24 protein-coding genes are annotated in these 18,820 nt (G+C 58.4%); 10 read left to right on the forward strand and 14 right to left on the reverse strand.

Annotated features, from left to right (window positions below):
- The first annotated feature begins 19 nt into the window (after positions 1–19).
- Positions 20–628 (forward strand): Crp/Fnr family transcriptional regulator, encoded by a 609-nt coding sequence (locus Q7T64_RS00490; RefSeq protein ID WP_304789358.1) that lies wholly within the window; start codon positions 20–22, stop codon positions 626–628.
- A gap of 58 nt (positions 629–686) precedes the next feature.
- Here Q7T64_RS00490 and Q7T64_RS00495 read toward each other — a convergent pair whose 3' ends face one another.
- From Q7T64_RS00495 to Q7T64_RS00515, 5 genes are all read right to left on the reverse strand, one after another.
- Positions 687–1,697 (reverse strand): 2-dehydropantoate 2-reductase, encoded by a 1,011-nt coding sequence (locus Q7T64_RS00495; RefSeq protein WP_304789361.1) that lies wholly within the window; start codon positions 1,695–1,697, stop codon positions 687–689.
- A gap of 358 nt (positions 1,698–2,055) precedes the next feature.
- Positions 2,056–3,585: a tripartite tricarboxylate transporter permease gene (locus Q7T64_RS00500; protein ID WP_304789364.1), complete on the reverse strand. Its 1,530-nt coding sequence runs from the start codon at positions 3,583–3,585 to the stop codon at positions 2,056–2,058.
- Between the two features lie 37 nt (positions 3,586–3,622).
- Positions 3,623–4,141 carry a tripartite tricarboxylate transporter TctB family protein gene (locus Q7T64_RS00505; RefSeq protein ID WP_304789367.1) on the reverse strand — a complete coding sequence of 173 codons (519 nt, stop codon included), beginning with the start codon at positions 4,139–4,141 and terminating at the stop codon, positions 3,623–3,625.
- Between the two features lie 90 nt (positions 4,142–4,231).
- On the reverse strand, positions 4,232–5,266 hold the full coding sequence (locus tag Q7T64_RS00510; RefSeq protein WP_304789370.1) for a tripartite tricarboxylate transporter substrate binding protein: 1,035 nt from the start codon (positions 5,264–5,266) through the stop codon (positions 4,232–4,234).
- 199 nt (positions 5,267–5,465) lie between these two features.
- The gene (locus Q7T64_RS00515; protein ID WP_304789374.1) at positions 5,466–5,894 is read right to left on the reverse strand and encodes a universal stress protein; all 429 of its coding nucleotides are present in this window, start codon (positions 5,892–5,894) and stop codon (positions 5,466–5,468) included.
- 206 nt (positions 5,895–6,100) lie between these two features.
- On the opposite strand from Q7T64_RS00515, the gene Q7T64_RS00520 reads away from it, so the two are divergent.
- The 3 genes from Q7T64_RS00520 to Q7T64_RS00530 all read left to right on the forward strand — a co-directional run bounded on the left by Q7T64_RS00520 (position 6,101) and on the right by Q7T64_RS00530 (position 8,182).
- Entirely contained in the window at positions 6,101–6,376 is a 276-nt protein-coding gene (locus Q7T64_RS00520; RefSeq protein WP_304789377.1) for a hypothetical protein, read from the forward strand.
- 57 nt (positions 6,377–6,433) lie between these two features.
- The gene (locus Q7T64_RS00525) at positions 6,434–7,411 is read left to right on the forward strand and encodes a LysR family transcriptional regulator (RefSeq protein ID WP_304789380.1); all 978 of its coding nucleotides are present in this window, start codon (positions 6,434–6,436) and stop codon (positions 7,409–7,411) included.
- A 99-nt stretch (positions 7,412–7,510) separates the two neighbouring features.
- Positions 7,511–8,182, forward strand: a complete 672-nt coding sequence (locus Q7T64_RS00530; protein WP_304789383.1) for a glutathione S-transferase — start codon at positions 7,511–7,513, stop codon at positions 8,180–8,182.
- Here Q7T64_RS00530 and Q7T64_RS00535 read toward each other — a convergent pair.
- Positions 8,164–9,171: a LysR family transcriptional regulator gene (locus tag Q7T64_RS00535; protein ID WP_304789386.1), complete on the reverse strand. Its 1,008-nt coding sequence runs from the start codon at positions 9,169–9,171 to the stop codon at positions 8,164–8,166. The two genes, Q7T64_RS00530 and Q7T64_RS00535, sit on opposite strands and share 19 nt — an antisense overlap.
- A 132-nt stretch (positions 9,172–9,303) precedes the next feature.
- On the opposite strand from Q7T64_RS00535, the gene Q7T64_RS00540 reads away from it, so the two are divergent.
- Both Q7T64_RS00540 and Q7T64_RS00545 read left to right on the forward strand, forming a co-directional pair.
- On the forward strand, positions 9,304–9,903 hold the full coding sequence (locus Q7T64_RS00540) for an FMN-dependent NADH-azoreductase (protein ID WP_304789390.1): 600 nt from the start codon (positions 9,304–9,306) through the stop codon (positions 9,901–9,903).
- A 68-nt stretch (positions 9,904–9,971) separates the two neighbouring features.
- Entirely contained in the window at positions 9,972–10,835 is an 864-nt protein-coding gene (locus tag Q7T64_RS00545; protein ID WP_304789393.1) for a pirin family protein, read from the forward strand.
- A 49-nt stretch (positions 10,836–10,884) separates the two neighbouring features.
- Here the strand turns inward: Q7T64_RS00545 and Q7T64_RS00550 are convergent, their stop codons facing one another.
- Positions 10,885–11,247 (reverse strand): hypothetical protein, encoded by a 363-nt coding sequence (locus tag Q7T64_RS00550; protein WP_304789396.1) that lies wholly within the window; start codon positions 11,245–11,247, stop codon positions 10,885–10,887.
- A 319-nt stretch (positions 11,248–11,566) separates the two neighbouring features.
- Here Q7T64_RS00550 and Q7T64_RS00555 point away from each other — a divergent pair, with 319 nt between their 5' ends.
- Entirely contained in the window at positions 11,567–12,289 is a 723-nt protein-coding gene (locus Q7T64_RS00555) for an SOS response-associated peptidase (protein WP_304789399.1), read from the forward strand.
- 113 nt (positions 12,290–12,402) lie between these two features.
- On the opposite strand, the gene Q7T64_RS00560 is transcribed toward Q7T64_RS00555, so the two are convergent.
- On the reverse strand, positions 12,403–12,708 hold the full coding sequence (locus Q7T64_RS00560) for a DUF6139 family protein (protein WP_304789401.1): 306 nt from the start codon (positions 12,706–12,708) through the stop codon (positions 12,403–12,405).
- Positions 12,709–12,745: 37 nt separating this feature from the next.
- On the reverse strand, positions 12,746–13,516 hold the full coding sequence (locus Q7T64_RS00565; RefSeq protein ID WP_304789405.1) for a TerC family protein: 771 nt from the start codon (positions 13,514–13,516) through the stop codon (positions 12,746–12,748).
- Positions 13,517–13,644: 128 nt separating this feature from the next.
- Here Q7T64_RS00565 and nhaR point away from each other — a divergent pair, with 128 nt between their 5' ends.
- Positions 13,645–14,562 carry a transcriptional activator NhaR gene (nhaR, locus tag Q7T64_RS00570; RefSeq protein WP_304789408.1) on the forward strand — a complete coding sequence of 306 codons (918 nt, stop codon included), beginning with the start codon at positions 13,645–13,647 and terminating at the stop codon, positions 14,560–14,562.
- On the opposite strand, the gene Q7T64_RS00575 is transcribed toward nhaR, so the two are convergent.
- The 3 genes from Q7T64_RS00575 to Q7T64_RS00585 form a co-directional block, all read right to left on the reverse strand.
- The gene (locus tag Q7T64_RS00575; protein ID WP_304789411.1) at positions 14,559–14,906 is read right to left on the reverse strand and encodes a hypothetical protein; all 348 of its coding nucleotides are present in this window, start codon (positions 14,904–14,906) and stop codon (positions 14,559–14,561) included. The genes nhaR and Q7T64_RS00575 overlap by 4 nt on opposite strands.
- A gap of 15 nt (positions 14,907–14,921) precedes the next feature.
- Entirely contained in the window at positions 14,922–15,386 is a 465-nt protein-coding gene (locus Q7T64_RS00580) for a type III secretion system chaperone (RefSeq protein ID WP_304789414.1), read from the reverse strand.
- Between the two features lie 155 nt (positions 15,387–15,541).
- On the reverse strand, positions 15,542–16,030 hold the full coding sequence (locus Q7T64_RS00585; RefSeq protein WP_304789417.1) for a hypothetical protein: 489 nt from the start codon (positions 16,028–16,030) through the stop codon (positions 15,542–15,544).
- 393 nt (positions 16,031–16,423) lie between these two features.
- Between Q7T64_RS00585 and Q7T64_RS00590 the strand changes: the two genes are divergently transcribed.
- The gene (locus tag Q7T64_RS00590) at positions 16,424–16,942 is read left to right on the forward strand and encodes a hemerythrin domain-containing protein (protein WP_304789420.1); all 519 of its coding nucleotides are present in this window, start codon (positions 16,424–16,426) and stop codon (positions 16,940–16,942) included.
- Between the two features lie 27 nt (positions 16,943–16,969).
- Here Q7T64_RS00590 and Q7T64_RS00595 read toward each other — a convergent pair whose 3' ends face one another.
- On the reverse strand, positions 16,970–17,563 hold the full coding sequence (locus Q7T64_RS00595; RefSeq protein WP_304789423.1) for a tetratricopeptide repeat protein: 594 nt from the start codon (positions 17,561–17,563) through the stop codon (positions 16,970–16,972).
- A gap of 96 nt (positions 17,564–17,659) precedes the next feature.
- Between Q7T64_RS00595 and folE the strand changes: the two genes are divergently transcribed.
- Positions 17,660–18,223 carry a GTP cyclohydrolase I FolE gene (folE, locus tag Q7T64_RS00600; protein ID WP_304789426.1) on the forward strand — a complete coding sequence of 188 codons (564 nt, stop codon included), beginning with the start codon at positions 17,660–17,662 and terminating at the stop codon, positions 18,221–18,223.
- Between the two features lie 7 nt (positions 18,224–18,230).
- Here folE and Q7T64_RS00605 read toward each other — a convergent pair.
- Positions 18,231–18,820, reverse strand: a 590-nt coding sequence (locus Q7T64_RS00605; protein WP_304789429.1) for an NYN domain-containing protein, incomplete at its 5' end; no start/stop codon positions are given.

Raw genomic sequence — 18,820 nt, forward strand, 5'->3', positions numbered from 1 at the left:
AAGCACAATACGAGGCTTAATGTCGACAGTCGCAGACCATCCGGAACGCAACATCATTCGCGTCCAGCTCCGCCAGAATCTTGTCCTCAAGGGCATGACCGAGCAGGATTGGGCTGAGCTGGAGCCATTGCTGGTGGTGGTGGATTGCAACAAGGGCGATTTCCTGCTGCACCAGGGCGTGCACGAGATGGAGCAGTACTTCATCCTCGACGGCCTGCTCAAGCGGGTGGTCACCAACGCGCAAGCCAAGGAAATGATCCTGCGGTTTGCCGAAACCCGCGACATCGAAACCAGCTACGCCGCATGGCGCCTGAAAACGCCAACGCCTTATAGCATCGTCTCGGTCACCAAATCCCGTGTCGCCAGGTTGCCGCTGATGCAATGGATCGGTTTCATGGAGCGGCATCCGGAGGTCAAGCAGACTTTCGAGTACGAAGTCATGCACCTGATGAGCGAGATCATGGCCCACACGATCACCCTGCATCTGCTCGACGCGCCGGGACGTGTGCACCGCTTCCTGCGCAAGCATCCCGAGTTGTTTGACCGGATTCCAAAAAAAGAATTGGCAACCTACCTGAACCTGTCGGCCGAAACCCTGAGCCGGCTGAAGCATCAAGGCAAGATCTGAGTCCTTGCAGCAATCCGGCTGATGGCCCGATTGGCGCAAGGACGCAGCCAGGTTCCCGTCAGGCGGTCGCCGTCAGCCGGATATGCCCGGCGTTTTGTTGCATTGCACTACCCATCAACCTGACCAACGCATAGACCGTGCTGATGTGCGGCGTAGGCGTATCTGTCAAGCGGCCAAGTTCGATCACGGAGCCGACCAGGGCATCGATCTCGGGCGCACGACCGGCTTCCACGTCCTGCAGCATCGATGTCTTGTGCTTGCCCACCTTCTCGGCGCCGGCAATGCGCTTCTCCAGCGATACGCGAAACTCGATGCCCAGCTTGTTGGCAATGGTTTGCGCCTCGGTCATCATGTTGGCCGCCAGTTCACGCGACTGCGGATGCTGGCAGATGTCGACCAGGGTCGAGTGGCTCAGGGCGCTGATCGGGTTGAAGGTGAGGTTGCCCCACAGCTTGAGCCAGATCTCCGCACGGATGTTATCCAGCACCGGGGACTTCAAACCGGCATTGGTAAAGCATTGCGCAACGCGATTGACGCGCTCGCTGTTGCTACCATCGAGTTCGCCAAGCGGAAAACGCTCGCCCTCGATATGCCTGACCACCCCCGGCGCCACCAGCTCGGAAGCCGGATAGACGACGCAGCCGAGAATGCGTTCAGCCGGAATCTTTGCCGAAATCTGCCCGCTTGGGTCGACCGACTCGATGCGACGGCCAGCCAGTTCGCCGCCATGCTTGTAAAAATACCAGAACGGTATGCCGTTCTGCATCGGAATCACCACGGTCTCGGGGCCAAACAAGTCAGGCAGGTCATTGACCACGGACTCGACCTGGTGCGCCTTCAACGCCAGGATGACGATGTCTTGCGGACCCGCTTCCTTGTAGTTGCTGGTGGCGCGCACGTTGGTCGCGACCTGCGACTGGCCGTCATGCCCGATCAGCTTGATGCCGTTGCTGCGAATCGCGTCCAGATTGGCGCCGCGCACGAGGAATGTGACGTCCTCGCCCGCCAACGCCAGCTTTGCACCGACATAACCGCCGATGCCTCCTGCCCCCACTATTGCTATTTTCATTACAGCTTCCTGTTGTTAGCAGGAGCAAGACGTCGCCGCCAATGCCCCTTGACCGATCGAATGATTCGATTCTGCCCAAGGGGAGGATTTGCTGCAATGCGAAAAATGCAGAAAAGCGGCGAATACTCACTATGAGAAACTGCATTCCGGATTAAGAAATGAAAAGCGATAATTGGACTGGTTTATTGCGTTGCAGGAGGGTTGGTGCTGCGCCCCGCGCCACAGATGCAGCGATTTCCGGTGCGCGAGAGGGCGCAGGATGTGCATGAAACGGACGGCCAAAAAAAAAGCGGCGCCCGAAGGCGCCGCCTGGAAGGTCACGCCAGCCCGGACGCTGTCCGGGTGACGTTCCAGCTACTTAATCTACCGGGCGATGGGCGTCGAATTCATCCACTTTGGGAGGACGAATCTTCGCAATCACCATGCCGATCAGCGGCCAGAACAACATCAGCAGTGCCAGCGTCGTGATCGAACCGACCAGCGCGTTCGACCACATGATCGACAGCTCGCCTTGCGAAACCAGCATCGCTTGCCGGAACGAGTCTTCCGCCTTGTCACCGAGCACGAGAGCCAACACCAGCGGTGCAAGCGGGTAGTCCAGCTTCTTGAACACGTATCCAACTACGCCGAACATCAGCATGAACCAGATGTCGAGCATGGCGTTATGCACGGTGTAGGCGCCGATCGCACAGATCACGATAATCACCGGTGCAATGATCGAGAACGGAATGCGAAGGATCGATGCGAACAGCGGCACGGTGGTCAGCACCACGATCAGGCCCACAAGGTTACCGAGGTACATGCTGGCGATCAGGCCCCAGACAAAGTCCTTTTGCTCGACAAACAGCAGCGGTCCTGGTTGCAGGCCCCAGATCAGCAGGCCGCCCAACAGCACTGCGGCGGTCGGCGAACCGGGGATACCCAAGGCCAGCATCGGCAGCAGTGCGCTGGTGCCGGCTGCGTGAGCAGCAGTTTCCGGCGCAACCACGCCTTCCATCTCGCCGGTGCCGAAACGGGAACCGTTCTTCGAGAAGCGCTTGGCCAGGCCGTAGCTCATGAACGATGCCGGTGTGGCGCCGCCGGGGGTGATGCCCATCCAGATGCCGACCAACGAACTACGCACCGACGTCGCCCAGTAAGTCGGCAGCTTCTTCCAGGTTTCAAAGACGACCTTGGCGTTGATCTTGGCAGACTTGCCGGAGAACGCCAGGCCTTCTTCCATCGACTGCAGGATTTCACCGATACCGAACAATCCGATCACGGCAATCAGGAAGTCGAAACCGCGCATCAGTTCATGCAGGCCGAAAGTCAGGCGCAGTTGGCCGGTGACGGTATCCATACCGACAGCGGCAAGGCCGAAGCCAATCGTCATCGATGCCAGGATCTTGAACGGCGATCCCTTGCCCATGCCGACGAAGCTACAGAAAGTCAGCAGATAGACCGCAAAGAATTCGGGCGGCCCGAACTGTAGCGCGAACTTGGCCACAAGAGGCGCCATGAAGGTAATCATGATGACTGCCGCCAGCGCGCCTATGAATGACGACGTGAAGGCTGTTGCCAGCGCCTCGCCGGCACGGCCTTGCTGCGCCATCGGATAACCGTCGAAGGTCGTGGCTACTGACCACGGCTCGCCGGGGATATTGAACAGGATCGACGTGATGGCGCCACCAAACAGCGCGCCCCAGTAGATACAGGACAGCATGATGATTGCCGAAGTCGGCGACATCGAAAATGTCAGCGGCAACAGGATGGCCACGCCGTTGGCGCCACCGAGCCCAGGCAGCACGCCAATGAGTACGCCAAGCACGATGCCGATCACCATGAGCAGCGTGTTCATCGGCGTCAGGACTGTTGCGAAGCCCGTGAATAGGGCGTTAATTTCTTCCATTACAACACCTCGTTTGATGATTCAGTCAGCGACCGGATCAATATCCAGTGAAACCCAGAAGGTTGATCATGCCCTTGTACAAGGGGACCTTGAACCATACTTCGAACAGCATGAAAAACAGGGCATTGAACCCGACCCCGAGCAGGATGCTTTTGATGGTGGAGTACTTGCCCAGCACGATCATGAACAGCGCAATGTAGATCGCGGACGCGACATACAGGCCGAGGACCTGGATCACGCCGACATAAATTGCTGCCGGTATCAGAACCTGCATCACCCGCTTGATCTGCACGCTGTCGACGAAGATTTCAGTATTGCGGTCTTTGCCAAAAACGCTCTGCCAGAAAATTCCCACAGCAGAAATACACAGGATCAAACCGATGTAAAACGGGAAATAACCGGCACCAGGGCCGTCGGTGGTCCAGCCAGAACCGAGCTTGCGGCTACCGTAAAGAATGGTCAGGCCGAGAATCAGTACGAGGACGGCAACGACTCCCTCGACGACGTATGTCTGCACGCCGGAACGTGACTCACCGGCTTCCGTATGGTGATCCATGGGAAAAAAACTCCTGCTGTGGGGGTGTTGAGGACTGCGAATCTGCCAGGAGGGCGCAATGCGCCCCCCTGTCATGCTGCGGTCCGGCGATTACTTCTTGGCGATGAAGCCGGCTTCCTGCATCAGCGTCTTGTGCTGCTGCTCAGCCTTTTCCAGCCACTTGACATAGTCCGCACCCGACATTGCGGACTGATTGAATGCGCCCTTCTCCATGAACTCTTTCCATTCCGGTGTGTCGCGGACTTTCTTCAGGAGACTGACGTAGTAGTCGGTCTGGTCCTTGGTCACGCCAGGCGCCATGAAGATGCCACGCAACATGACGTAATCGGCTGGAACGCCCGATTCCTTGCATGTTGGAATGTCATTCCATGATTGGGTATCAGTGACCTTGGTCTTGTACGGCATGCGGTCGGCGTCGAACACGCACAGTGCGCGCAGTTTGCCGGCACGCCATTGCGCGACCGCTTCGATCGGGTTGTTCACCGATGAATCGATGTGCTTGCCGACGAGCTGGACAGCGACTTCACCGCCCCCTTTGAACGGGATGTAGATGAACTTGGTGCCAGTGGCTTTCTCGATGCCGACGGTCAGGATCTGGTCCTCTTGCTTGGAACCGGTACCGCCCATCTTCATCTTGCTCGGGCCTGCAGCCTTTACCGCTGCAATGTAGTCCTTGGCGTTCTTGTACGGCGCTTCTGCATTAACCCACAGGACAAACTGGTCCAACGCCATCATGGAGACCGGCGTCATGTCTTTCCAGTTGAACGGCACGCCCGTTGCGAGCGGTGTCGTGAACAGGTTGGACAGGGTAATGATGATTTTGTGTGGATCGCCTTTGGCGTCCTTGACGGCGAGGAAGCCCTCAGCGCCGGCACCGCCCGACTTGTTCACCACGATCAGCGGCTGCTTCATCATGTTGTGCTTGATGACGACACCCTGGATGAAACGTGCCATCTGGTCTGCACCGCCGCCGGTACCTGCCGGGATGACGAATTCAACTGGCTTGGTCGGCTCCCAGGCCGCAACTGCGGACGGGGCAACTGCAGCAAACGCCGCAGCAACCAGGCCTGCGGTCACTGCACTTTTGAGGCCACCTGCAAAAACTGGAATCGATGCCTTGCGCATGAATGTCTCCTTTATATTGTTACGATTATCATCACTGCGCCGGCATGCTGACCGGCGGCTGGATTTTTTGGCCCGGCTCCCTTTTCCAGGGAATTGCCGGCGCCTTCACTGCGATCCGAACTTACATCTGAAGCACGTATTCGTGGATTGCCATTTCCATTTACTGCAAGCCTGCGTCCTGGCGCCTGGACGCAGACTATTACTTGACTAATACAACGGGTATGGTCGACATATGGATGACCTTGCTGGTCACCGATCCGAGCAACATGCCGGCCATGTTGCCCAGTCCACGCGGGGTCATCACGATCTGGCTGCACCCTTTTTCCTGGGCGAGCTGCACGACTGTTTCAGCAGGGTCGCCGAGTGCTGTGTGCGCGATGTGGGCTACGCCCGCTTTCTGCAACATGTCGATCGCAGGCTTCATCGCCGCTTCGGCATTTTCGCGGTAGTAGCGATCGAGTTCATCGTGCGAAATGAAATGGCGTACGTTGCCGGAGATGATCGGATACTGGACGTTCAATATGTGAAGCTCTACCGGCTCCTTGTAGAGTCCGACGCTATTGATGACATATTGGACTGCCTTGGACGAACCTTCCGAGCCATCGACCGGGACCATCAGCTTGATCATTACCACTCCTTCGACTATCTGTTCTTGCTTGTTTAATGGAATGCAGCCACCGTCGGGTATCAATGCAAGGTACCACGTCGCACGGCAACATCGACCGTCTTGCTCCTGTGGAGCGCGGTCGCAGGCGCCCATTTCTGGATGAATCGCCGACATGGGCAGCACACAAAGCACGCGCTGCACTCAACATCGCCAGTTTTCCAGAGTAGATGGATACTGCGACACTTCCCAAACAATTCGGATTGACCGAAGTCAATTTTTCAAAAATTCGGGTGGTCAATTGTATGCGACTGGCGCGGCGCGGCGAGTCGACCTGCGCAAAAAAACGCAGGTCTTTCGTTCTGTTGCTCGCGCAATTTGAAGCCAAGACCGGTCACCGCCCGCGCACCAATTTTGGATTCCGGGTTGTCACCGCGCGGTCTTTGGGCCTGCGCCCTTCCAATGAACCGGACGGCGCGGTAGTGCACCACAGAAATAATAACTAATTGATGTTTTGAATAAAATTCATTTAGTATCCTTTATGAATCTGTGAGAAGTAATCAATGAAAAACGCGACACTGCGGCAGTTGAAAGTATTTGAAACCGTGGCGCGGCATGCGAGCTTCTCGCGCGCCGCCGAGGAATTGCACCTGACCCAACCGGCGATCTCTACCCAGGTCAAGACGCTGGAGGGGCATGTCGGCTTGCCGCTGTTTGAACAACTCGGCAAGAAAATTTACCTGACCCCCGCCGGAAACGAGCTCTTGCATCACAGCAGGACCATCATCGCCAACTTCCAGGCGGCGGAAGAAGCAATGACACAGTTCAAGGGAGTCACCGGCGGACGCCTGAATGTTGCCGTGATCAGTGCCGGCGATTACTTCCTGCCGCGGCTGCTGGTCAATTTCGCCGGGCGCCATCAGGGCGTCAAGCTCAATCTTTCCGTGCACAACCGCGAAGAGCTTCTGTACCAGCTCGCAGATAACATGACCGACCTGGCCATCATGGTCAGGCCACCGACTGACATGGATACGGTCAATGAATCGTTTGCGCCGCATCCTTATGTGGTCGTCGCGTCCCCCGAGCATCCGCTGGCGCGCAAGCGGCGTATTCCGATCGCCGCACTGGCTGACGAACCGTGGATCGTGCGCGAAAAGGGGTCCGATACGCGCAAGTCGATGGAGGAAGGTTTGGCCGGTCAGTTACCCGGGATGAATATCTCGATGGAGATCAAGAGCACGGAAACGATCAAGCAGGCGGTCATTGCGGGCATGGGGATCAGTTTTCTTTCCGCGCATACGATAGGGCTGGAACTGCAGGCCAGGAGCCTGGTGGTGCTGGATGTGCAGGAGCTGCCGGTGATGCACAATTGGTATCTGGTACACCGGCGTAACAAGCGACTGCCGCCAGTTGCCCAGGCGTTCCGGGAGTTCCTGCTCACGCACGGCGCAACACTGCTCGAACAGGTCACCCGCCTGGATCCGAAATTGCTCCACACGCAACGAAAGCCGCGCGCGGGCGCGTCGCCACGCGGTCGTTGAGCGTACCGGCAACGATCAGCCTTTCGTCTGGAGCCGCCCGCCCGGGTTTGGACCTGCATGATCCGGCCACACTGACAGCAATACCTTTTGGGAGCATCCATGATTACCGTCCATCACCTGAACAATTCACGCTCGCAGCGCATCCTCTGGTTGCTGGAGGAACTGGGTCTGGACTATGGCGTCGTGCGCTATGAGCGCGACCCGACGACCATGCTGGCGCCAGCAAGCCTGCGGGCAATACATCCCCTGGGTAAGTCGCCAGTAATTACCGACGGCGAGCTGACGGTGGCGGAGTCGGGCGCCATCATCGAGTACCTGGTTGGACGTTACGGTGACGGACGACTGGTGCCACCGCAGGACAGCCCGGATCGGTTGCGCTACACCTACTGGCTGCATTTCGCGGAAGGGTCGGCCATGCCGCCCTTGCTTTTGTCGCTGATCTTCTCCCGCATCGAAAAGGCGCCAGTGCCGTTTTTCCTGAAGCCCGTGACGCGGGCGATCGCAGCCAAGGTACGCAAGACGGTAATCGACCCTAATTTGACCGCACAGCTCGACTACATGGAAGCCGAGCTGACAAAAGCACCGTGGTTCGCTGGCGCTGCGTTCAGCGCGGCCGATGTGCAAATGAGTTTTGCCGTTGAAGCCGCATCGGCGCGCGGCGCAGTCGGCGCGGCTCGTCCCGCCTTGCTGGCCTGGCTGGCACGAATCCAGGCGCGGCCGGCATACCTGCGGGCGCTCGACAAGGGCGGCCCCTACGAACTGATGCGCTGAGCGGCCAGGCCGGGCAGGATTGCCGCTTCGGCGCCGCTTGCTTCACGCGCGTTTGCACGTCCCCGCGCCACGCGTTCTTCGACCGCCTGGCACTGCGGACTGTCAAACTGCGCCTGCACGGCATCGATGAACACCCGGGTCCGGGCGGGCATCAATCGGCGACCGGGGAATACCGCCCATGCCGTAACGACCGGCAGGCGCCAGTCCGGCAATACCGGCCGCAGCTCACCGCTGGTCACGTAGGGCTCGGCATAATGGTCGGCGACCGCGGCGATGCCAGCACCAAGGATTGCCATGCGTATCAGCAGTTCCGGCGAGTTGATCACGGCCCGGGCCGGGGGCGCGCCCTCCCAAACTTGTTCGCCCCGGTTCAGGATCCATTGTTCGGCTTCGCCGTTGCGGCGCAACAGGCGCAGCGTGCTGTGCCCCATCAGGGCTTCCGGCTCGGCCGGTTCGCCCTGGCGCGCGAGATACCCGGGGGCTGCGTACAGGCCGCCGGAAAAAGCCGCAATGCGGCGCGCCGCCAGCGTTGCATCATCCGGCAGCGCGCCCATGCGCAGCGCGCAATCGAAATTTTCACCAACCAGGTCGACCCGTCTTGGCGACAGGTCGAGCTCAAGGCTGATCGCGCTATAACGGTTGACGAAGTCCGATAGCATTTTTGCCAATACGGTATTGGCCAGGTCGCCCGGCATCGAGACGCGCAAGCGCCCGCTCGGCGCGCTCTGGCGGTGCTGAGCCAGCGACTGCGCCGCCTCAACTTCATTTTGCACACCGCGTGCGTGCTCCAGTACACCCATGCCGAAGTCGGTGAGCGTCAGTTTGCGGGTGGTGCGCAACAGCAGCCGTTCTCCCAGTTGCGCCTCCAGGTTTGCCAGGCGGCGCGACACGGTGGACTTGGGTACGCCCAGCCGCAACGCCGCCCGACTGAAGCTGCCGGTTTCGACAATATGTGCAAATAAAAGCAAGTCGTTCGGTTCTGGCCTCATGGCCGCCTCCCTCCGTTCGCGAACTGGGATTATCCCATCAATGGAACGATCTTATCCATTTAGCGGTCTTCCGGATTGATTTCGGTACATCTACACTGACTCTATCGAAACCAAACCTGATCAAAAAACATCATGAATATCCTCCAAGTCAATTCCAGCGCACGCACCGATGGCTCCCAATCCACTCGCCTGGCCGGCATCCTCAGCGAGCGGCTCGTAGCGCAGAATCCGGGCGCGGTCCTTGCGGTACGCGACCTGGCCCGCAATCCCCAACCGATCCTCGACGAGCAAGCGCTGCAGGCCTTGTTCACGCCGGCTGGCACGCGCACCGCGCTGCAGGCCGAGCGGGTCGCCCTGGACGACGCCTTGATTGCTGAAATCCAGGCCGCCGATGTGGTGGTGCTGGGTGTGCCGATGTACAACTTCGGTGTGCCAGTCCAACTGAAGAACTGGATCGATGCGATTTCGCGGGCGAAGGTAACATTCCAGTACACCGAAAAAGGGGCCGAGGGACTGCTCAAGGGCAAGAAGGTATATGTCGTACTGACCCGTGGCGGCGTCTATCGCAATACGCCGGCGGACTCGCAAGTGCCGTACCTGAAGACGGTCCTGGCATTCCTTGGCATGAGCGATGTGGAATTCGTCTACGCCGAAGGCTTGGCGATGGGCCCGGAAGCCGAACAGTCAGCGCTCGCCTCGGCGCATGAGCAAATCGAACTTGTGACTGCCTGATCACCGGACAGGGCTTTTCGCAAAAATCACCTTCCCGTCAGGAGACGGGCACAGCAAAGGAGAGCAGCATGCAACAGCCAGAAACGACATTCGTATCGCGCAGCGTCGAGCGCCTGGTCAATGGCGTCGCAACGTCTGACGGGGCAGGGGTCAAGCTCACGCGAGTACTGACCCAGCCGCTGCAGCGGCGCCTCGATCCGTTCCTGATGCTGGACGCCTTTGGTACCGATCGGCCGGAAGATTATATTGGCGGCTTCCCGGATCATCCACACCGTGGATTCGAGACGATCACATACATGATCGCCGGGCGAATGCGCCATCGCGACAGCGCCGGCAATGAAGGCTTGCTCGAAAACGGCGGCGTGCAATGGATGACGGCGGGGCGAGGGGTGATCCACTCCGAATTGCCGGAGCAGGAAGATGGCCGGATGGAGGGATTCCAGCTGTGGCTCAACTTGCCGGCACACGACAAGATGCGCGCACCGTGGTATCGCGATATCCCTGCCCCCGAGCTGCCGCACTTCACGACCGCGCAAGGGGTGGAAGGCATCGTGATTGCGGGGGTTGCCCAAGGTGTCGACGGCGCAGTCCAGCGTGATGATACGCAGCCGCTTTACCTTGACGTGGCGATACCTGCCGGCGCCAGCTTGCAGCAATCGCTGCCCGCCGGACACAACGCGTTCATCTATGTCTATCGCGGTTCCGTCAGCGTCGCCGGCACGGTCGTGTCAAGCAGGCAGATGGCGATCCTGGGCAATGGGCAAGCACACGGCGTCGAGTTGACCAGCGCAGGCGAAGCGGCCCGCGTGTTGGTCATCGCCGGCAAGCCGCTCAATGAGCCCATTGTCCAATATGGCCCGTTCGTGATGAACACGCAGGACCAACTGCGGCAGGCAGTGGAAGACTTCCAGTCAGGACGCCTGGGGCGCTAGCCTTTGGCCCCAGGCATACCCGCTCCCGCTAGCCACGGCCTGCCTGTGGCTAGCGGGAATGGGACTGGTGGAGCGGCTGATGTGGACTTAGCTGGCCTTGCGGCTGCGCTGGCTCACCCTCCATCCCCGGCTTGGGTTTGCCCTGCGCATCCGAGAGCCGGTATTTGGTACGCCGGTCACCCATCAGGTCGCGGAGTTCGCGCACCGACAAAGAACTCACTTCATGCATGCGGATCAGCATCGACGCACCTACCGGCAGGCGGCGATGCCTGATCTTGCTGATCACTGGCGGCGCAACTTCAAGTGCGCGGGACAGTGCCGCGTCGTTCTTCAGATGCAACCGTTCGATCAGAATGTCAAGCAAACGGTTGGGATTATAGGACTCTTGGCTAGTCAGGTTTTCAGACGACATGGCATCTCGCTTTCGATGAAGTTTCGGAATATTTCTTATGCTGACCAAGGGACAGGACGAGTACGGCAAAATTTCCTGCAACCATTCACTTCTTTGATGTACAACAAGAGCCCGGCAACGCCGAAGACAACCTTCGCCCCTGCCTTCAAGCTACTGCCGAAAGGCATGGAACGCTTGATCAGCATCCGCATCACGCTAAGTGGGAGTTGAGATGTCGCAATTTTGTTCCCCGCTGCAGTGCCCGGAATGAAAGCGGATTGCTTGAATCATGGTCTTTTGCGGTTTAGGCTGGTAAGAGGCCAACTTTCCCCGACGCGCAATGTGCGGAAGAATCACGCAACGCAGGACACCTGGTGAATACGCCCGGGAGATCGGCTGGACCCTGGCCGATGGCCTGGATCTCGCTGGTCCGCCCGCCTACAACAAGCCGCCAGGTACGCAAGTGCTGCTGCTTCACCGCTTGCCCGAGGGCGCATGCCATGTCGACCGGCTGAACTGGGGTTATCGGCCGCATTGGGCCACGACAAAAAGTATCCCGCCGGCGATCAATGCCCGCATCGAGAAGGCGGCAAGCGGCCGTTTTTTTGCGCCGCTATGGCGCGCAGGCCGCGTCATTGTTCCCGCCGACGGCTGGTACGAATGGACCGGAAAACCCGGGCACAAACAGCCTTGGTATATCCGACTGGAAAGCGACTCGCCGATGTTTCTGGCAGCAATAGCGGGCTTTCGCGCCGATCGTGATCCCGACCGTGGCTGTGGCTTGGCAATCGTCACGGAAAGCGCCGATGCCGGCATGGTGGACGTGCACGATCGCCGTCCTGTTGTGTTTTCTGCTGAAGATGCTCTCCTGTGGCTCGACACCGGACTCGCGGCCGAGCAAGCGGAGCAACTGGCCCGCTCCAGGAGCAGGCCGGCACAGGACTTCGTTTGGTATCCGGTGGGAAAGCGTGTGAACCGCGCCGGCAACGAGGGACCCGACCTGATCGAACCAATCAAGTTGCCGTTGGAGCCCGAGCCGGGCCTGACGCCATCTATGTTCTAGTGGTTTTCCGCGGGGGGGGGAATGCCGGCATCCCCGGTAACAGGGCGACCGGAAGTCCGGCCTGACCGGCTGGCGCACACCGTGTGCGCCCGCACGGCCCTCTGGATGCGATGCTATCGCGGGGAGCTCAATCGGCCGGGCTCAGCGAGCCGCTTTACACTCGTGATGGCATATCCTTTGGCACTGATCTGTTCGGTGTGTTTTTCGATCAGGTATTCGGTCAAGGCGTCCTCCGTCTCCTGGAAATCAACACCGAGGCGCATGGTTTCCCAGTCGATGGCATTGGCTTCTTCAGGTATGCGCCTTGTGGCCGGGACTGCCAGGTAGGAATAGCGGCCCCCTTGCTCGGGACGTCGGTAAATATCCAGCCTCATGTTTTCTCCTGTAAAAACCAGGAAGCCGGGGTCGGCTTCCTTCACTACCGAAGACCACCGTCACCGATCTGTGACCGTGGAATTATTGCCCGCCTTTCTCGTCAGCATGGGGTTGATGATGCGCCAACAGGTTCAGCGGGGCCGTGCTCTTTCTCATCCGGATGTTCAGCATTTCGACCACCAGCGAAAAAGCCATGGCTGTATAAACGTATCCCTTTGGTACGTGATGGTCAAACCCCTCTGCGATCAGGATCACGCCGATCACGACCAGGAACGCGAGCGCCAGCATCTTGATCGTAGGATGAGCCGATACGAAGCGTCCGATCACGCCAGCAAACAGCATCATCAGGCAAACTGAAGCGATCACGGCAGCGATCATCACCTCCACATGGTCGACCATGCCAACCGCGGTAATGATCGAATCGAGCGAGAACACGACATCGACCACCAGGATTTGCAGGATCACTGCAGCAAACGTGGCCCGGACCACCGTCTTGACGCTTGGGCCTTGTGAATAACCTTCGATGGTTTCATGGATCTCCCCCACGCTTTTCCAGAGAAGGAACAGTCCGCCAAGGATCAGTACCAGATCACGTCCCGAGATTTCCTGGCTCAACACGGTGAAAAGCGGTGCAGTCAGTCCGACTATCCAGGCCAGCACAAGCAGCAAGGCTATCCGCGTAAACATGGCAAAGAACAGACCGATCCTGCGGGCGAATTCCCTGCGCTCCGGCGGCAATTTATCAACCAGGATCGAGATGAAGATAATGTTGTCGATCCCCAGCACCAGTTCCAGTGCGGTGAGAGTAAAAAAGGCGATCCATATCTGCGGATCAGAAAACAGTTCGATCATGATTGATGTCGGCCCGTTCCCCGAAGAGTGCAGGCGCTTCCGTTTTGTTGTAAAGGATGAATCTTAACCAATTCCTATTTTTTGCAAAAGCGAAGATAATGTGACTTTAACTGCGGCAAAAACGAAGAATGGCTAAATCTACCGGACTCAACTATCGCCATCTGTATTACTTTTGGGTGGTAGCGAAGGAAGGAAGTGTAACGCGGGCGGCAGAGCGACTGGACGTTGCGGTGCAGACGATCAGCGCTCAGCTTGCCATGCTGGAACAATCTCTTGGCAGGGCTTTGTTCGCCCCACAGGGCAGGAAGCTGGTGTTGACCGAGGCAGGACGGGTTGCCCTGGGTTTCGCCGACCAGATATTCCTGCTGGGCGGCCAACTCGTCGAAGCACTTGCTGATTCTGAAATCGACCGAACCATTCGGCTGACTGTCGGCATCTCCGACTCCCTGCCGAAGCTGATCTCGTCGCGCTTGCTGGAAGCCGCACTAAGCCTACCGGAAAAGGTGAAACTGGTCTGTTACGAGGATAAGTTCGAGGCGCTCCTTGGCGACCTCTCGGTGCATAAGCTCGACGTTGTCCTGACGGATCGTCCGGTGCCGCATGGAACGACACTACGTGTCTTCAGCCACCTGCTTGGCGAAAGCCAGATCAGCCTGTTCGGCGTTCGTGCTCTGGCCAGCAAGTACCACCTGAATTTTCCGCGCAGCCTGAACGGCGCGCCTATCCTGCTGCCCACACGCAATAATGCGATTCGCGTTCGTCTCGATCAATGGTTCGAGGAGCATGAAGTACGGCCGGAAATTGTTGGGGAATTTGACGACAACGCGCTGCTCAACACCTTCGGGCGCAGCGGCCTGGGCCTTTTCCCTGCGCCATCGGCACTCGCGAAAGACGTGCTCGAGCAATTCGCTGCGATACCCGTGGGAGAGATGACCCGCGTAAAGGAACAGTTTTACGCGATTTCCAACGAGCGCAAGATAATGCACCCCGCTATCGATGCCATTCTCTCTTCGATCGATAGCGGGGGGTTTTCTGCGACAAGCTAAAGCGGCGAGGGGGCAGCAGCATCTTCGTCGCCAGCCGACTGCAATTGCGCGGGGTCATTGATGCCGGCCAGAAGTTGCTCGAGATGGCGCAAGCCCAGATCGAGTCCGATCCTGCCTTTTTCCGGCCTGAGAACTGGTTCCGTCGGCGCCATCTGGCTGACGGCCACGACGGAACCCGGCAACGGAAGCGCGTGAGCCTTTGTTTCCGCGCGCGCACCGAGTACAGGTTGCGCCGGCCTTTTATCCGGCGTGGCGTTTGCGACGCTTTCCGTGCGAGAGTTGCCGGCATCGAAAAGTTGCCGGATATTTCCGGAACTGCCATGTCCGTTTACTGGGTCGCTCATGTTTGCGCCCCTGGTTCACGCACGCAGATGCACGCTCTCGCTACCGATTGGCGGCAATGAGCTGGCGTTACTGTCTTTTTTCACATAGTCCCGCCAAATGCTGGCAATACTGGTGAGGTTCAGCACAACAGTCTGTAATTCGGCAACAGTGAGGTGGTCGTCGAACAGGTCATAAATGAGCATCACCTCACCTTGCGGGCCGTCTATCGCCATCCGAACGCCGCCGGTGTCCTGCCAAAGCAAGTTATACGACAGCAGCGTCTCGTAGACCGACAACTGCGAACCTTCGCTAGGATGGCCCAAATTGGCACTCAAGACCAAACGCGAAGGATTGCCCGTCCACTCAATGGCAACGGCAGATTCATCTTCCAGCATCAAGACCCAATTGGTGTCGTCCTGCTGCATTACTGCGTCGATTTCCGGTGTTTGCGGACCGAGTTCCTGCATCAGCAGTTGCGCCAGCTCGAGACTGATTGACATGGTCTTCCTCTGCATGGTGGTTCGAGGGGAAGGCAAGCCTTGTTCGCCGATAGACGGACGCACACATCGCAAACTTGCCGTGACCTAAGTAACGATATTGGTCACAAAGTTCCATCACCGAACGAACAAACGGCCGAGGAAGGCCGTTTGCTTGGCTACTTGCGCACCGCCTCTCGGATGACGACAGAAGGACCAGTCGGCGGCCGGATATCGGCTACAAAGTCGTCGAAGCCACGGCCAAACTGAAAAGCTTGACGTTGTTCAGGCGACGTTTGGGCCCAGAGTCTGGAAAATTTCATCAGGAACGGAAAATCGTCCTTTTTTACGGCGTGAACACCAAGCATGTAGGACGTCACGTAACTGCGCATCCTGCTGATCGACTCCCTGACTTCAGCCTTGTCGTTGCCGCTTGGGTCAAGCACCTCTGCCAGCGCATTGGCGCCGGCCTGACTCAGGTCCGTATAGTTGAAAAGCCCGTCCGCACGTTTATTGAGTTCCTCGGCCGACAATCGCGGCTTGCTGGAAACCAGCGGGCTGGACCCGGCCTGGCCTGCGACGCCCTTGGTCGGAGCAGGCGTCAATCCGCTCGTGCGCAACGCAGTAACGGGCAACGGCAATGTGGAGCCGGTAATTCTGTCTTTCATGGTCGGATACTCCTTTTGTTTTAAGTTGTCGACTGCGTGTCATCGCTATCCGGCGAGGTGTGTAACATTGGGCGAAGATCGGTTCCAATGGAAAAAACGTCGGTTCAAGCCATTGATTTCCATGACGATGCTGCGCCTGGACGTGGGCGACCGAGCGTGGCCACTTCTGCGTTGGATCTTCCATGTCTTCAAGACCTTGGATAAAACCGGCAACTTCGCCGAAAGGGAGTTCCCATGCCCATTTGCGCGAACGCAAAAGGATGAGAGCCGAAACGGCCTTGATTTGATGTTGTCGGCCCCTGCGCAATCCCCCGCCTGCTTGACTGCCTGGACGGGAACGACAGCGCGATTCGCCTGCTCCAACCGTCTTTTACTTCGTAACGGAGAATAGACATGCCAACGAGCAAGAAAATCGAAACAAACGCCCTCGATTTACTGATGGACGATCACAAGAATGTCCGGAAAATGTTCAAGGAATTCGAAAGGGTGCATGCAAAGGCATCACCGGAAGACAAACAAGAGCTGGTGGATCAGATTTGCGCGGAATTGATGATGCACACAACGGTGGAGGAGGAGATTTTCTACCCGGCCGCCCGCGCTGCCATCGAAGATGACGATCTGATGAACGAAGCCGAGGTCGAGCACGCCAGCGCCCGTGATCTGATCGAACAAATACAGCTCATGGATCCGAGCGACCCGATGTACGACGCCAAGGTGACCGTACTGGGAGAATATGTCGATCACCACGTCCAGGAAGAAGAAAAGGAGATGTTCCCCAAAGTGAAGAAGGCCAAACTGAACCTGGACGCGATTGGCGAAGAAATCCTGGAGGCCAAAGAAACCCACGGCGCTGGCCTTCTGGCCGGCCACAAACCGAAAGGCCGGGCCCGAGGTTCATCCGCGCGAACCTGAGCGGGCGTGCAATGCGGCGCGCCGCGCTCAGTTGCGCCGATCGGATCCGATCATCTCGGTAGGGGGACCGCCAACACGGGACAAGCCCACGCTGGGGGTCGGGCTCTTGCTACGTACGACCGGCATCAGGTAGCGGATTTTTTCGCGTGCAGCAGAACCATCGGGCTCTAGGCGTGCCGCCGCATCATAAGCACGCAGCGCCATGCGAGCGTGGACATCGCCCAAGTTTTCCTGGGCGATGCTATAGCCTGGATCGATACGCAGCGCAGCGAGGAACGCCAGTTCAGCATTCTCGTATTGCTCCAGTAAAAGATGCAACAGACCAAGGTTGTTGTAGGGTTCGGGAAGTCCGGGATACGTCTGGTTCAATGAGCGATAAATCTCGATCGCGTCATTGATCTTGTTCTGCGCCGCTAGTGCGCGCGCAGTGCTGAACAAGGTCAAGGCATGCGGGGCGGTTCCTGCCCCGTCCTCGAAAGCGGATCGTGCGCGTATATGAATAGCTGCATTATCCAGAATGCCCTCCCGTTTTGATGCGGCATTGGCAGACTGATTCGGTTCTTCTGCACTTGCTCCTGCAAGCACCCCGACGACGACAAACGCTGCGATCAAGCGTTTCATTCCCATTCCTCCGTGCCCGCCACCTTTTCCCGGTGCTTGCGGTAACCTATGTTGCCGGAACGAACAGCCGGCATCAACGCTTGCTATATGGAAACAATGATGGAAGACACTTTTTCGAACGAGGATTGGCGGCGCTTCCTGGCCAGCCTGGGTGAAGACCCGGACCGTCCGGGCTTGTTGGATACGCCCGACAGGCTTTCGCGCGCATGGAAACACTGGACATCCGGTTACCAGCAAGATCCCGCCGACATCCTCAAGACCTTTGAGGACGGTGCGGAGGAATACAACGAATTGATCGTGGTGCGCGGCATCCCCGTTTATAGTCATTGCGAACACCACCTGGCGCCGTTTTTCGGTACCGCAACGGTGGGCTATATACCGGACGGACGTATCGTGGGCTTGTCCAAGCTGACACGGCTGGTGGATTGCTTTGCCAAACGCCTGCAAGTGCAGGAGCGCCTGACCAGCCAGGTTGCCAATTCCCTGATGGCAATACTGCGCCCGAAGGCCGTCGGCGTGGTCATACGCTGCCGTCACTTGTGCATGGAAAGCCGGGGCATTCGCACCCCGGGTGAGGAGACCATCACCTCGGCCATGTTGGGCGAGCTGCTGCCAAATTTGGCAATGCGGACGGAATTCCTGGCCCTTGCGCGAGAGTAAGCAGTTGCTAATCTTCGCTGGCTGGCAGCCTCAGCATGTATTGGCCGGATTTTTCGTCGCGCTGGATCTGCAGGAGATTGCGCTTCTGCGCATCTTCCAGCATCTCGCGAAATGACCGATAACCGTAGGTAGATTCGGTGAAGCCGGGCCGCCGCCGCTTCATGGTCTGCTTCACCATCGAGCCCCACAGCTTTTCTTCTTCGCCGCGCTCTTCCAGCAAAGCCTCGATCGTCTCCATCATCAGGTCCAGTCCTTCCTGGGCCAGGTGCTCCTGGGGCTTGTCTTCCTCGCGTTTGGCGGGCGGCGCTTTCGCGTCCGGCGCAGCCGGGGTTCGCACTGGCTTTTTCTCCGGCACCCGGCGTTTGCGTTTTTGCGCCTGGACCAGGTCGTCGTAAAAAATGAATTCGTCGCAATTGGCCGCCAGCAGGTCGGAGGTCGAGCTCCTGACACCGATTCCGATCACATACTTGTTGTTCTCCCGCAGCTTGGACACCAAGGGCGAGAAATCCGAGTCGCCGCTGATGATGACAAAGGTATCGACATGCGACTTGGTATAGCAGAGGTCCAGCGCGTCAACCACCATGCGGATGTCGGCCG

It is taken from the genome of Lacisediminimonas sp. (assembly GCF_030645335.1).
Classification (GTDB): Bacteria; Pseudomonadota; Gammaproteobacteria; order Burkholderiales; family Burkholderiaceae_D; genus Lacisediminimonas.

Bases quoted from the DNA above. Each gene is read 5' to 3' on its own strand.
- Q7T64_RS00490 (WP_304789358.1), top strand. From the start codon at position 20: ATGTCGACAGTCGCAGACCATCCGGAACGCAACATCATTCGCGTCCAG.
- Q7T64_RS00495 (WP_304789361.1), bottom strand. From the start codon at position 1,697: ATGAAAATAGCAATAGTGGGGGCAGGAGGCATCGGCGGTTATGTCGGT.
- Q7T64_RS00500 (WP_304789364.1), bottom strand. From the start codon at position 3,585: ATGGAAGAAATTAACGCCCTATTCACGGGCTTCGCAACAGTCCTGACG.
- Q7T64_RS00505 (WP_304789367.1), bottom strand. From the start codon at position 4,141: ATGGATCACCATACGGAAGCCGGTGAGTCACGTTCCGGCGTGCAGACA.
- Q7T64_RS00510 (WP_304789370.1), bottom strand. From the start codon at position 5,266: ATGCGCAAGGCATCGATTCCAGTTTTTGCAGGTGGCCTCAAAAGTGCA.
- Q7T64_RS00515 (WP_304789374.1), bottom strand. From the start codon at position 5,894: ATGATCAAGCTGATGGTCCCGGTCGATGGCTCGGAAGGTTCGTCCAAG.
- Q7T64_RS00520 (WP_304789377.1), top strand. From the start codon at position 6,101: ATGGATACTGCGACACTTCCCAAACAATTCGGATTGACCGAAGTCAAT.
- Q7T64_RS00525 (WP_304789380.1), top strand. From the start codon at position 6,434: ATGAAAAACGCGACACTGCGGCAGTTGAAAGTATTTGAAACCGTGGCG.
- Q7T64_RS00530 (WP_304789383.1), top strand. From the start codon at position 7,511: ATGATTACCGTCCATCACCTGAACAATTCACGCTCGCAGCGCATCCTC.
- Q7T64_RS00535 (WP_304789386.1), bottom strand. From the start codon at position 9,171: ATGAGGCCAGAACCGAACGACTTGCTTTTATTTGCACATATTGTCGAA.
- Q7T64_RS00540 (WP_304789390.1), top strand. From the start codon at position 9,304: ATGAATATCCTCCAAGTCAATTCCAGCGCACGCACCGATGGCTCCCAA.
- Q7T64_RS00545 (WP_304789393.1), top strand. From the start codon at position 9,972: ATGCAACAGCCAGAAACGACATTCGTATCGCGCAGCGTCGAGCGCCTG.
- Q7T64_RS00550 (WP_304789396.1), bottom strand. From the start codon at position 11,247: ATGTCGTCTGAAAACCTGACTAGCCAAGAGTCCTATAATCCCAACCGT.
- Q7T64_RS00555 (WP_304789399.1), top strand. From the start codon at position 11,567: ATGTGCGGAAGAATCACGCAACGCAGGACACCTGGTGAATACGCCCGG.
- Q7T64_RS00565 (WP_304789405.1), bottom strand. From the start codon at position 13,516: ATGATCGAACTGTTTTCTGATCCGCAGATATGGATCGCCTTTTTTACT.
- nhaR (WP_304789408.1), top strand. From the start codon at position 13,645: ATGGCTAAATCTACCGGACTCAACTATCGCCATCTGTATTACTTTTGG.
- Q7T64_RS00575 (WP_304789411.1), bottom strand. From the start codon at position 14,906: ATGAGCGACCCAGTAAACGGACATGGCAGTTCCGGAAATATCCGGCAA.
- Q7T64_RS00580 (WP_304789414.1), bottom strand. From the start codon at position 15,386: ATGTCAATCAGTCTCGAGCTGGCGCAACTGCTGATGCAGGAACTCGGT.
- Q7T64_RS00585 (WP_304789417.1), bottom strand. From the start codon at position 16,030: ATGAAAGACAGAATTACCGGCTCCACATTGCCGTTGCCCGTTACTGCG.
- Q7T64_RS00590 (WP_304789420.1), top strand. From the start codon at position 16,424: ATGCCAACGAGCAAGAAAATCGAAACAAACGCCCTCGATTTACTGATG.
- Q7T64_RS00595 (WP_304789423.1), bottom strand. From the start codon at position 17,563: ATGAAACGCTTGATCGCAGCGTTTGTCGTCGTCGGGGTGCTTGCAGGA.
- folE (WP_304789426.1), top strand. From the start codon at position 17,660: ATGATGGAAGACACTTTTTCGAACGAGGATTGGCGGCGCTTCCTGGCC.